The organism is Halalkalibacter alkaliphilus (assembly GCF_023555415.1).
GTDB classification, from domain to species: Bacteria; Bacillota; Bacilli; order Bacillales; family Bacillaceae_D; genus Halalkalibacter; species Halalkalibacter alkaliphilus.
In genome coordinates this window covers 60,711-74,796 of record NZ_JAKRYL010000018.1, presented here as the reverse complement: position 1 = coordinate 74,796, position 14,086 = coordinate 60,711, and the positions used below count along the sequence as shown (strand labels likewise).

The 14,086-nt window shown below is 36.8% G+C and carries 8 protein-coding genes and 1 pseudogene; all 9 read right to left on the bottom strand.

Features of this window, described 5'->3' with window-relative positions; genetic code table 11:
- Positions 1–141: 141 nt before the first annotated feature.
- Positions 142–852, bottom strand: coding sequence for a Crp/Fnr family transcriptional regulator (locus MF646_RS16465; protein WP_250097607.1), 711 nt, complete (start codon positions 850–852; stop codon positions 142–144).
- 402 nt (positions 853–1,254) lie between these two features.
- Positions 1,255–2,827, bottom strand: a pseudogene (locus MF646_RS16460) (class I adenylate-forming enzyme family protein).
- A gap of 18 nt (positions 2,828–2,845) precedes the next feature.
- Positions 2,846–4,411, bottom strand: coding sequence for a class I adenylate-forming enzyme family protein (locus tag MF646_RS16455; RefSeq protein ID WP_250097606.1), 1,566 nt, complete (start codon positions 4,409–4,411; stop codon positions 2,846–2,848).
- 15 nt (positions 4,412–4,426) lie between these two features.
- Entirely contained in the window at positions 4,427–5,608 is a 1,182-nt protein-coding gene (locus MF646_RS16450) for an acetyl-CoA C-acetyltransferase (RefSeq protein ID WP_250097605.1), read from the bottom strand.
- Between the two features lie 336 nt (positions 5,609–5,944).
- Positions 5,945–8,137, bottom strand: a complete 2,193-nt coding sequence (locus MF646_RS16445) for a helix-turn-helix domain-containing protein (protein WP_250097604.1) — start codon at positions 8,135–8,137, stop codon at positions 5,945–5,947.
- A gap of 396 nt (positions 8,138–8,533) precedes the next feature.
- Positions 8,534–8,935: an acyl-CoA thioesterase gene (locus MF646_RS16440; RefSeq protein WP_250097603.1), complete on the bottom strand. Its 402-nt coding sequence runs from the start codon at positions 8,933–8,935 to the stop codon at positions 8,534–8,536.
- A 254-nt stretch (positions 8,936–9,189) separates the two neighbouring features.
- Positions 9,190–10,389, bottom strand: a complete 1,200-nt coding sequence (locus tag MF646_RS16435; protein WP_250097602.1) for a thiolase family protein — start codon at positions 10,387–10,389, stop codon at positions 9,190–9,192.
- Positions 10,390–10,395: 6 nt separating this feature from the next.
- On the bottom strand, positions 10,396–12,459 hold the full coding sequence (locus MF646_RS16430; RefSeq protein WP_250097601.1) for a 3-hydroxyacyl-CoA dehydrogenase/enoyl-CoA hydratase family protein: 2,064 nt from the start codon (positions 12,457–12,459) through the stop codon (positions 10,396–10,398).
- Positions 12,460–12,491: 32 nt separating this feature from the next.
- On the bottom strand, positions 12,492–14,066 hold the full coding sequence (locus MF646_RS16425; protein ID WP_250097600.1) for a long-chain-fatty-acid--CoA ligase: 1,575 nt from the start codon (positions 14,064–14,066) through the stop codon (positions 12,492–12,494).
- Between the last annotated feature and the right edge of the window lie 20 nt (positions 14,067–14,086).

The window sequence follows — 14,086 nt, the reverse complement described above, 5'->3', positions numbered from 1 at the left end:
ATTTTTAATTTATAGAGAAGTTTAATGCGTATGTTAACTTCTATAACACACATTAAAGCAATCCTTTTATGATTTTTTCCGAATCGGAAGTTTATAAAATAGAAAAAACAGTTAGCAAGGTAACCCTAACTAACTGCTTCTCTAAATCGTACAAATTTCAACTGGGCAATCGCCACATTGCAAAAAGTCTTTTAAATACTGAATATCACGGATAACAATGTGATTGTTCTCATAAAAAATGATTTCTTCTTTTTTTAACTCATTCATCATGCGGTTTACCCCTTCACGGGTAGTACCGATATAATTGGCAATTTCAACATTAGTTAAATTTACATTGATTAAGACGCCTTCATCATGCTCTACTCCATAAGAGTTACTAAAACGGATGAGCGTTGAGTACAAACCACCCTTTTTACCACACAAAATAAGATCACGAAACTTTGACTGTGTTGATTGATTTTGGATGGCTGACCACTTCATAAACGCTACAGCTAGTTCTCCATTCTCAATAAATAACTTCTCGATTATCGAACGATCGTAACGTATCAATTCAGCATCTTCTTCTACTGTTGCTGTTACAGCAACAGATAATTCATTAAATAAGCCTGCCTCACCCACTAATTCATCTCTTTGAAGAAGGCTCAAGGAGAATTCCTTTCCCTCTGAAGTCATCTTACTTAATCGAATCAAGCCTGACAACACTAAATACATGTATTTTGGGGCATCCCCTTCGGAAAAAAGAACAAAACCTGATTGCACCTTAATTTTCGTTCCTTTTGAAAGCATTAATTGTTTATTTTCTGCACTTAACTGTTCAAAAAAATGGACCATTTTTTGTTCTTTTTTTTCCATTGTTTCACCCTCACAATTTTAAGTTAACTTTATATATCCTAACACCTATAGAAAAGGAAGTAAATTGGATTATTATTATATAGTTAATATTAGGTATTAAGGGATTTTAGATCCATTAAAGTAAGTCCTGTTAAATCTTAACAGGACTTACTTTAATGTTTAAAACTTGTTAAAGTTTAATTTCGCCTATTCAACTATTTGTTAAAAAATTAAATAGGCATTTAAATTGTGAGTTAATATTAGATTTTCAGAATTATAAGGAAAGAGAGTATCACTTTACTATATATATCCAAGTAAGCTTGAAAAGGGGTATAAAATAAAAATCTATTTCCGAAAACTTGGAGGCAATTGGTCCCTCACTATCGACATCGGTAGTTCGGAGAAGACCTTTTCTTTTCTTGTTTAGTCCGTTTCACTTGTATGAACGAGTTTAAGCATTTTTTCTTTCAATTTTCCTTTTTGGATTTTCCCACTCGCTGTAACTGGAAACTCCTCCACAAACACCACTTTAGAAGGTACTTTGTACGTTGCAATAAATGTTTTGACGTATTCCTTTATTTCATCAGGAGTACAGCTTTCCCCTTTTTTCAGTTTAATAACGGCACAAACTAATTCACCTAATACTTCATTTGGATAACCGACAACAGCACATTCAAGTACTTTTGGATGTTTTGCTAATACCCCTTCAATTTCCTGTGGATAAATATTGTATCCACCACGGATAATCATTTCTTTTTTTCGTCCTACGAAACGAAGATAGCCTTTTTCATCTAAAGAGCCAAGGTCACCTGTATAGTACCATCCATCTTCATCAAATACTTTCTTCGTCTGTTCTTCCATTTTATAATATCCCTTCATCGTACCAAGACTTTTACAAGCAATTTCCCCAACTTCTCCTACTGGCAACATTTCTCGATGTTCATTCACAATTTTCAAATTAACCCCGTCAGTCAATGGCCTTGCCTACTGTTTCCAAATAATTGATCTCTTCCTCATCGTAATCAGTAATCGTTACTGTTCCCGTTTCAGAGATTCCAAATGAGATTAACAGATTCAGTCCCATCTTCTCCCGTATAGCTCTTATTGTATCAGGTGGACAAGGAGCTGCCCCTACCATTCCTGTTCGTAGTGTCGATAGATTATATTGATCAAAATCAGGTAGATTTAATTCCATAACAAACATCGTTGGAACGCCTTGATGAATTGTCACTTTCTCTTCTTCAATTAATTGTAGTGTTTGCTCTGGTTGGAATTTTTCTTGAAGGATAAGTTTTGATTGTGCTGCTATTGATGCCATTAAATTACATGCAATTCCAAAAATATGAAACAATGGTGCAGGTACAATGAATACATCATCTGTTGTACAACGTAAACTAGCAGCTAATGTATTTCCAGATTGAACGATACTCCGATGTGGCAACATGACTCCTTTTGGAGCACCTGTTGTGCCGGATGTATAGAGAATACAAAAAATATCATTATCTACATCGATTTCAGGTAGAGTAATACTAGTATTATTTCCGTTTGTTATCAGCAAGGAACTAAATGAGATGGTAAGTTCATGTTCAAAACGGACCGATATGATTCTTTCAACGTTTGACGTCAGTTTCTCTAAACTAACATTTCTCTTTACTTTTTCACAAACAAACAATAGTTTCGGTCTAGAATTCTCAAGAATATAATCGATTTCGTTCTGACGGTAGTTTGGATTAAATGGGACAACAATCCCACCAACTTTTGCAACTGCAAAGAAAATAATTGGTGTTTCATTCCAATTTGGTAAGCAAACACCCACTCTGTCTCCTTTTTTCACCCCAAGCTCTATCAACTTTCCAACAAGTTTCTCAACTCTTTCATGTAACTGTTTGTAAGTAATCCTTTCTTGTAAATCATAAAGAGCTTCACGATCAGGTTTTAATTCAACGGCTCGAGTTAACAGTTCCGATACGGACAATTTATTGTCTTTTACAATCATTCAAACCGTTCCTCCCTTTTACCATTCTTTTAACTGCTTAGTAAGTTCTACCATTAGTTCCATCTTATTAATTTTTCCACTTGCTGTTTTGGGGAGATCTTCTAGAAACACTAACTGGTCTGGGATTTTATAGTTTACTAGTTTTCCTTCCATATAATTTTTCAAAGAATATTCATCTTCTACTCGATCTGGCTTTAACTTAATCACCGCACAGATCATTTCTCCTAATTTAGAATCTTCCATCCCAATTACCGCTACCTCTAAAATGCTTGAATGTTTGTATAAAACATTTTCTACTTCCTCTGGAGAAATATTGTAGCCTCCACGAATAATCATCTCTTCTTGTCTACCAATGATCGTAATATAATCGTGATCATCCATCTTTGCTAAATCTCCAGTATATAGCCAACCCTCTTCATCGATTCTCATGATTGTTTCTGGTAAATGAAAGTATCCTTTCATAACCCCAAAACTTCTTACTGCCAACTCACCAGTTACACCTCTTAACACTTCATTTCTAAATAAATCAACTATTTTTACCTCCGTCCCAGGAAGTGGTTTTCCGACAGTAGCCGAACGCAAAAGATCATCATCATATAAACTCGTTGCTGTAACACCGGCTGATGTTTCAGTTAAACCATATGAAACGATAATATTGCACCCCATTAAGGTTCGAATTTTTCTAACAACCTCTTCTGGACATGGAGCTGCAGCTACAATTCCTGTTCGTAACGTAGATAAATCAAATGATTCGAGCATTGGATCATTTAATTCGAGGATGAACATCGTTGGCACTCCATGATGCACGGTAACCTGCTCCTGTTCAATTAGGTTAAGTGCCTCTCTCGCCTGAAACTTTTCTTGTAAAACCATTTTTGCTGAAATAATTGTTGCAGTTATCATACTTGGAATTAATCCAAATACATGAAACAGCGGGACCGATACAAGGAACACATCTTTGCTATTACACTCCATTGCTTCTGCTGTTACATTTGCTGTATATATGGCATTTTTATGAGTGAGCATAACACCTTTTGGTTTATCAGTCGTTCCTGAAGTATATAAAATAGCAAACAAATCTTTGTCTGGATCTATTTTCACGTTAAGAGTTTCTTTAGAGTCTTCTTTTTCTACTAACTCCTCAAACAAATAGAAGCTTTTGTTATGACCACGAACCATGATTATTCGTTCAAGAGTGACGTAATTGTATTGTCCTTTAACATAATGTTTAAATAATTCTGTATGAGTAAAGCAATCGGAAAGAAAGACCGTACTAGCTTGACTATTTTCAAGGATATAAATAAATTCCTCACGACTAGAACGTGGGTTACATGGAACCAAAACTGCCCCAAGCATTGCTAAACTAAAATAAATGACAACCGTCTCGTTCCAATTTGGTAAGCAAACCATCACTCGATCGCCTTTTGTCACACCTAGCTGAGACAATGATGAAGCTAGTCGTAGACTCTCTTCATAGAGAGTCCGATATGACTTTCTTTCAAAGCCGTCAAATAATGCCTCCTTGCTAGGATGTTTATTTACGGCTTGCTCTAACACTTGATGTAAAGAAAGACTTCCATTCATAAATGTCCTCCTCGCTTATACTCTCTCCCAAATGGCTGCAATTCCTTGACCGCCACCAATACAAAGAGATGAAACTCCGTATTTTTTCCCACGACGCTTTAACTCTTTTAACAATGATAATGTAATTCTTGTTCCTGATGCGGCCAATGGGTGACCTAATGCAACAGCACCGCCATTTACATTTCCAATTTCCGGATCAAACCCTAACTCTTTTTGACAAGCAATGTATTGTGCAGAAAAAGCTTCATTAATTTCGATTAAATCAAGATCTTCTATTTTCATCCCAGCATTTTTCAATGCTTGTTGAATAGCCGGAACCGGTCCGATGCCCATAACTTTGGGATCAACTCCAACTACTGCATAAGAAACGAGGCGCGCTAAAGGCTTTAACCCCCTTTTCTCAGCGTAGTGACTAGACGTAAGTATGGCTGCTGCTGCACCATCATTTATACCGCTAGCATTTCCCGCCGTAACAACACCATTTTCGACGAATCTTGCATCTAATTTTGCTAATTCTTCTAGAGTTGTGTTCCTAGGGTGTTCGTCAGTGTCAACCGTTACATTTCCTTTTCTCTTCTTCACAGTAACAGGTACAATTTCTTCTTTGAAATATCCTTTTTCCATTGCAGCTAGTGCACGCCCATGACTTAGGCATGCATGTTGATCTACTTCTTCACGAGATAGCTCATATTGTTTTGCTAAATTCTCAGCAGTGACAGCCATCGTGCAATCTCCGTACGAATCATAAAAAGATTCCCATAGCCAATCTTCGGCACCCGTTTGTCCTAAACCTAATCCCCATCTTGCACCACGAATGACATGTGGTACTTGACTTAAATTTTCCGCTCCTCCGGCTAACGCAACTTGTGATTCACCTATTTGAATCAACCTTGCAGCTTGCACTATAGACTCTAAACCAGATCCACACAAACGGTTGATCGTTAAGCATGGAGTTGGAATGGACACCCCAGCCTTTAGCCCAACGTGACGAGCTAATACATGTGCATCTGTACTAGATTGCATAACATTGCCGAAAAAGACTTGATCAACTTCCTCTGCATTTATTTCCGAACGCTTTATTGCTTCTTTGGCTGTCAATGCTCCTAAATCTGTTGCCGTAATTTCTCTAAACGAACCACAAAATCTTGTAAAGGCGGTACGTGCCCCTTCAACTAGTACAACATCATTTTGTTTCATCTCATCATCTCCTGTTTTTAAATTTTATTAATTTGTGAACGTCGCCAATAATACTTCTTCAAACAATACACTCAACAAACTCTTTTCTCACACATGATAACGCTTTCAATTAATAGACTAAGACTATCCTATTAATTGTTGACATAGTTATACAAACTGTTAATTTAATAGATTTAGTGGTTGTCAGCTCTTTCCGATATGCTAATTATAAATTGTTAACTTTCAGAAAAATACCTTCATGATGTAGGAATTAACATTTCTTATTCCAACTTCTTGTAGGAGTAAAAAGCAAGGAGAATCCCCCCTGCTTTTTAGCTGCTGCTTAACATGATTTATTTACAAATTCGCATAATATAAATCATATAACTTATAGGCCATCATTAAATCGAATCGATGTTCTGCGAAGGCTAAAGAAACTTCTAGTAAGTTCTCAATTTTCTCTAATCGATATAACAAAGAACTTCGATGTATAAAGAGTTCCTCAGACGTATCTTTAATGCTGCCATTATTATTTAAAAAAACTCGCAAAGTATGAAACAAATCCATACTCTTTCCTTCCGAATATTTAAGCAATGGTTCTAAATGCTTTTTAATAAATAACATCGCAATTGATGAATCTTTTAAATGATGGAGGAGAGTGTACGAGCCTAAATCCTCAAACATTGCAAAACCAACATTTGAAAAATGATGAGAAACAACGCTCAATGCCTGAACTGCTTGTTGATACATCGTGAAGTAATCTTGGATGAATTCCGTTTTGCCACCTATTCCAACCAAGATCGTACTTTTATCTCCTTGTAGCAACAACCATTTCTTAAGTTCCTCATGCAATTTTGCCCAAAATACTTTAGGATTTTCCTTCTCTTTTTCAATGGGAACAATTAAGATCAAATCTCCATCTTTATTTGCCAACAATATATCTTGATCGTAAAACAAAATTCTTGTTTTTAACTGGTCCCAAAGCAGAGCTTTTTTTGCTTGCTGTTCAAGGATATTGTCGTTTGATACTTCTTCCCCAAGGTCAAGTGATACTACAGCGACCCTATGCTTGTTAAACAAATTCCATTGAAATAAGTTTGCATATTGGATGATACTTTCCTTATCCTCCACATTCTCTACAAGCAACTTATGAATAAAACTATCCTTTACTTGTTCCTTTGCATCCAATACAATCTTTTGTTTAATAAATTGAATCGATGCTATATTTCTAGCTAAATCTATACTTAATTTATAAAAATCATCAATTTCTTCCCCTGTAATATCAATGGCTAAATACCCTAGCAAATCTCCTCCTCCATCAACAGGCCAAACACCCATCTTCCGATCATCGTCTATTGAAAACCATAAATCTCGATTTTTCTTTTGATATACTTCAAACGTTGCTAATTCAGTAAGAGTATGTAAGTGATCATTTGTTAAGCCGTATAATTCATAGGCGACCGGCCTCATAAACCGGTCGAAAATCAAAACCGATTTTGAGAAAAGTTTACTGAGTGTTAAAACAATGCCATCAAAATTATCTTTCTCAACCGTTTCTTTAACGAGCGCTTGCTGATAATCCAATAAGTAATGAAGTCTTTGTTTATGATCTTTTTCATTATGGTAAAGACGTGCATTTTCTAACATCGCAGCAACATGGTTGGAAAGAAGCTCAAGAATTTCTAAATCTTCATTCGTAAATACATTACTGCTATGTTCAACATGTATCACACCAATTGTTTTTAAATCAATGAGCAGAGGAACTGTAAGTTGGTTACCACCGAGTGTTTCTAAGTACGGAAAATATTCTTTTAAGACATAATTTTCTTCAATCTGAATAATATTCGCTCGGGTTTGACTACCATAGGAAGGTGATTGCAATACAAAAGAATTTTCTTTTTCATTGAATAAATAAATACAAGCAAATTGAGCATTTGTGGATTTCCCTGCCCTTTCCACCAGTCTTTCAACAACTTGATCAATTTCGACATCTAATGTAAGGTTTTGACTCATCCACTCAATGTCACTAATTTTGCTTTTTTGGATTTCCTTTCTTCTAGATAGCGAAATGGCGACTGCTACATCTTTACCAAACTCAACAAATACTTTATCCATTTCATGTAAGAGTGGAACATATTTGTTGAAACCAAATACACAAAACCCATAATTATTAGGTTCATCTTTTAAAGGAACTGTAAACCAAGTTGCTACTTTTTCTTGTAATAATAGTCTTGTAAAATTACACTCAGTCTCCCTGTCTACCTTTTCAAATGTGATGCTCTTACTCAATAGTGTTGGCAAACACTGATTGACCCGTAATGGAAATGCATTTGAAATAGACGTGGCACATCCGCTCCAAACTTTTGATGTTAACCACTCTCCTTCTTTCAGAACAATTCCAACAAAATCACATTTAATTTCAGAACGAGAGGAGTCAATTAAATACTGCAACGTTTCTTCTTCCGTGTCGAATTTCACAAGTTGACGAGCTGTCATTCGCAAATGATTTTCTAACCGATTTAGTAACTTTTCACGTTTTGTCAGTATCATTATTAGCTCTCCTTTCTTTTCTTTTAAATAGGCTGTTTTCGCATACTTAGTTGTTTTTATGGGTTAGGCGTTCTTCACATGTTCTATCTATCGCGCTCCAGGTACTCGCCCTTTAAATAAAACGCTTACATTTTTTGGTTACTCTTTTGCTGTTTATAGTTATCTCTATATAATATTCTTTGTTTTTCTACAAATTCCTTCTATTCCATAACAGCGAAAAGATAATTATAATGAATAGAAAGCTTTCAAGTCCCTGGACAAAAAGACCAGGGACTTGATTTGTAGATGTATAGCTTTCATTTTCTTTCTTACCATTCTTTTAAACTTTTCTATGTTCATAGACACAATCGGTCATTCTGTTTCCGCTAATCCAATTTTTAGTGTTTCAACCTCCCTTTATCCCATTGCATTTTCACGAAGTTTTGCAGGTACAGGGATAGCTTTTGGTGTTCCTTCAAAACTAGTCCACGCTCGAACTTCCTTGCCTATTGCAACGATCATATCGTCTCTTTTAAAGATATGTTCTAGAAATACAACCTTATTTCGAATCTCAGTAATAGTTGAATAGACTGTAACAATATCTTCAAACAACAATGGAGTCCTAAATTGACAATTCGCTTCTAATAAAGGCATACCAACCTTTTCCTCAGCAAATAGTTTTGAAGGTTTAAAACCAATTTGACCAAAATAATGATGAGATGCTTCATTCATCCATTTATAAAAATTAGGATAGAACACGATCGCAGCTGCATCCGTATCTCCCCACTTTACTTCAAATGTATACTCTATTGTTTTCATTCAAATCCCCTCCGTTTTTTCTATATCTTTGTTAACTTAGTAGCGGCAGTTAACAAAAAAATTGACCGGGGGTGTCTAAAAAGGTCTGTTTTTGACCTTTTTAGACACCCCCGCAGCAATGAGCGGAGTCGCTACATCTTTTAAAAGCTTTGAGAGGAGTGGGTTTCTCCTCTCAAAGCGCGTAGCGAACGGAGCCATTGCCTCCTCTGTTCCGGACTTTTGGGACAGCCCCTGGTCAGGAACCCAGCCATCTACTATCCCACTTTGACAATGATAGCTGCACCATTGTCTCCTGCGGCACACCCTGTTGCTAATGCATATCCTCCACCTTTAAGTACAGTTTCCTCAATCGCTTCGATCAGCATTCTTCCCACTGTCGGTGCTTGCGGATGACCGAATACCAAAGAGCTTCCATAATTATTGATATTCATTGGGTCAATTCCTAGCTCTTGAGCAAGATACATATCATTCACAATAAATGGATTGTGATTTTTGATCGTTGTCATATGATGAATAGATAACCCTGCTCTCTCTAATGCCATTTTAACAGCTGGTACAGGTGCTGCCGGCATTGTGGCTTTCTCTGCTCTTGCATAGCCGTAGGAAATGATTTGAATTGGAATTGCAGAATCGGTGCTTAAAATAGCAGCATTTTCTTGAGAAGTGACAATTATTCCTGCATTTCCATCCGCGGGATGTGTTTGACTGCCAAACGTCAGGATGCCATCTTCGGTCGTTGGCTTTAATTTATTTAAAGCTTCTTTCGATGTTTCATTAACACCTTCATCAGCTTCAAGCAGTATCGTTTTTCGCTTAGAAATCCTAACTTCAACTGGCATCATATATTTTTTTTGAAACGCCCGATCGTCTTTTAACGAATCGGCATACTGCTCGTAGCGACGAAAAGTTAGTTCATCCGCTTGTTCCTTAGTAAACCCATTTTCTTTCGCAACTCTCTCTGCTGTACATATCATCCCTATTCCGGTTGATGGGTCACCAGCCATATTGTCCATATTCCAATTTTCCGAAATGACCTCACCACCAGGCCCTTTCGGATTTGGCCATACGGTATGTGGCCCATTGGAGCAACGGTCGACTAACATACAATACGCTGTATTTGCGTTTCCTAATTGAATTGCAGCAGCTGCATTATAGAGAGTAGTTGTCGATGTTGCGCAAGCATGCATTAACGTTTGTCCTGGAATATCCGGAGCTCCCATTAATGTGGAAGCCCAGGAAGCACCGTAAAATACCCTTTTTTGTCCTATTGTAATCCCTAAATAAAGATAATCCAATTCTTCATTAGGATCTAAATTTCTTGACTCAAACCATGCTTTACTACTTTTGGCACCTAGTTCTATAGAATGTTCATTTTGCAAAGTGCCTTGCCATTTACTAAACGGTGTTGAGTAATAACCTCCATATGGAATAAAGGCCTTATCAAACATACTCATCAGTACTTATGCCCTCCCTACTAGTTTGGTTTTAAACACTGGATGCTTCCCTTTTGTTACAGCAATTAATCCAGTTAGAGCATCTTCCGTTTTAAAAATCGGTACTAAACCGTCTAGTTCAAGCTCAATCCCTTCATCAATTGAGAGATCTGTTTGTTTATTAATCAGTTCATTCATTGTCTCAAGTGCGATTAACCCTTTATTCGAAAGAACTTTTAACGCTTTCTCTGCTAATTCATTCCTAACCCCTTCTGGTTTTTCACCATTTAACATACGCTCCACATTTTCATCAGAAAAAGCCTTTTTGAATTCTTCAAATGATGCTGGAATTTCTCGCTCTCCATATTTATTAAACTTTCCATTCGCCACGATCTTTTCAATCGCTGCTTCAGTATCTTTCATATCTACTAATTCCGTAACAATCCCCAATTCTTTTAGCACTTTTGCTGGAATCGTCTTACCTGTAAATGTATAATATTTCGTCAGCTCTTTCCCAATATGATGATTCGTTCGAAGCATTCCACCTAAACCAGGATAGATCCCTAATCCACTTTCAGGGAAGCCCATTGATCCTTGATGTGTTGCGACAATTGCTTGACATGCTAGCGCAAGTTCACTTCCTCCACCAAGAGATAGTCCGTCTAGTACAGCAATGGTTAGCTTCTCTGACATTTCGAATCTTCTAAATAACTCATGACCCTTTCTAGTAAACGCTACATTTTCCTCGATTTGATTCGTTTGAATGCATTCAATAAAATGTTTTATATCAGCACCTGCTACAAATGCTTTTCCAGCGCCTTGAATCGCAATTCCTTTTACTTTTGGGTCTTTCTCCGCCTCTTCAAATGCTTTTTCAAGTTGATTTACAACTACTGGATTTAATGCATTCATAGCTTCAGGTCGGTTAATCGTAATATAGGCAATGTCATTTTTCACTTCTAAATCAACATATTTAAACTCAAATGGCAATCCCTTTTCTGCCTGTTTTTTTAACACCTCAGGGAAGTGGAAGCCTGGACGTGATGTATATAGTTCTTTTACCATTTGACACGCTTCTTGAACACCAACTTTATTTATTAATTCAAACGGTCCTAAGCTCCATCTTAAACCAATTTTTGCCCCTCTGTCCGTATCCTCAATTGAAGCTACACCTTCGTCAACCTGTGCACCTGCCACACCAAAAATGGTTGCGTATAGATGGCGATTAATGGTCTGAAATTTGGTTTCATCTATTTCACCACTAAGATCCCAATCTTGTTTTAACTCCACTTGTCTTCTAAGGATATCCGCTGGAGAATAAAATTCACTTACTTCCTGCCCCATATATTCTGAGACATGTAATGCAATTGGGATTCCTGTTACATTCATTAATTCAAAAGGACCCATTCCAATTTCAAAACCTTGTTTTGCTGCAGCATCAATCGTTGCCGTATTAGCTACCCCTTGATCCAATAAATAAATAGATTCTGTCAGAAACGTCGAAAAGTAGCGATTGACAGCAAAGCCAGGTGAATCTTTTACAACAATACATGTTTTATTATGAAGTTTTCCTATAAAAAGCGTCGTCTCGATCGTCTCTTTAGATGTTCCTTCGTGCGGGATTACCTCTACCAATCTATTTTTTGCAGGATGATAGAAATAGTGCATGCCAATGAATTTCTCTGGTCGGTTTGTATATTTAGCTAGATCTCTTATATATATACCTGAAGTATTAGTCGCAAAAATCGTTTTCTCATCACATATTTTATCTAACTTGGCAAAAAGATCCCCTTTCACTTTTTCATCTTCAAAAACTGCCTCAACGATTAAGTCTGCATCTTTTAAAGCTTCATAGTCCGATGTTGCCTGAACTCGAGCCAATGTGTCTGACACTTCCTTCTCACTAAATATCCTTCTTTCTATGCCCTCATTAAGCATTTTCTCTATAATGGAGATACCTCTTTGAACTTGCTCTTCTGTTACATCAACTAATGTTACATGCAAACCTTCTTGCGCCATTTTTTGCGCAATTCCAGATCCCATATTTCCTGCGCCAACTACCCCAACTTTTAATGAATTTGTCATTTTCATCTTCCTCTCCTATATTTTTTTCATTTCAATCATTATCGCAATTGTATTTGTTCCATTAAATGATTCTGTAATTCTACCTTTCTAATTTTCCCTGATGGTGTCATCGGAAAATCTTGCACTATAATCAATTTATCTGGAACTTTATAATCAGCTACTTTCTCTTTAATAAACTGAAGCAACTCTTCCTCTGTTCCTTCAACACCAGTTTTCAGCTGAATGCAAGCACATGAGATTTCACCGAGAACTGTATCTGGCAGGCCTATAATAGCAATATCATTAACCTTAGGATGGGTATAGAAATACTCCTCAACTTCCCGAGGGTAAATATTATATCCACCACGGATAATCATTTCTTTTTTACGACCGACAATGCGAATATAACCCTTTTCATCGATAGTGACTAAATCACCAGTATAATACCAACCATCTTCATCAATGACTTCATGAGTCTTTTCAGGCATATTATAGTAGCCTTTCATCAATCCAAAGCTTTTACATGCTAACTCTCCAACTTCCCCTGCAGGTAATTCATTTTTAAATTTATCGACAGCCTTTACCTCTACACCAGGTAGTGCTTTTCCAACTGTTTCAGCTCGTAATTGATCATCATCATCAAAGCTAGTTAAAGATAACGTTGGCGATGTTTCCGTCATTCCATATCCAATAAGTACATTACACCCCATCTGTTCTCTTATACGTCTAATGATTTCAACAGGCGCAGGAGCTCCCCCCATTTCACCTGTTCGTAACGATGAAAGATCATATTTATCGAAATTCGGATGGTTCAATTCTAAAATAAACATCGTTGGAACACCTGGTTTGATTGTGACTTTTTCTTGTTCAATCAGTGATAGCGCTTTCTCCGGCTTAAAGACTTCCATCAGAACCATTCGACCAGCTGAGGCGACCGTACGTAATACAAACATAAGGCCCATCACATGAAATACTGGAGTTGGGAGTAAAAATACATCCCGTGGTGAACATTTCATACATTCAGCACCAGCAACAGCTGTATGTATCAAATTTTTATGTGTAAGCATTGCTCCCTTTGGTCTACCCGTGGTCCCAGAAGTATAGAGAATCGCAAAAACGTCCTCAGCTGCGTCTATCTCTACAGCGGGTGCGTTTGTCAGTTTCCCATTCTTTAATAGATTTTCATAGCTTAGTATGTCTTCACTTTCAAAGCGTACTGAAATTAGATATTCTAATTGTGGAGCACTTTCTTTTATTTCTTGGTATTGTTGAAAATGATCTATTTTATCAAATTCCTTTGGGAAAAAGACAGCTTTCGCACCTGAATTATTTAAAATATAGGTGACTTCCTCCTTTCTAAAACGTGTATTAAACGGAATTAGTACGGCACCTAATTTAGCTAAGGCAAAGTTAATCACTATAAACTCATGCCAATTTGGTAAACTAACTGCGACACGATCCCCTTTACAAATTCCTAACTGATGTAACCCTGATGCTAAATCTCTGGCTTCCTGATTTAATTCTTTATAAGTGACTCTTCTTTTCCCATCGTATATTACTTCTTCATCTTGTTTTAGCGATAAGGCGGACTCCAATAGTTCAGGCAAAGACATATGATATCGCTCTGTAAACATACTTTTCATACCACTCCTTT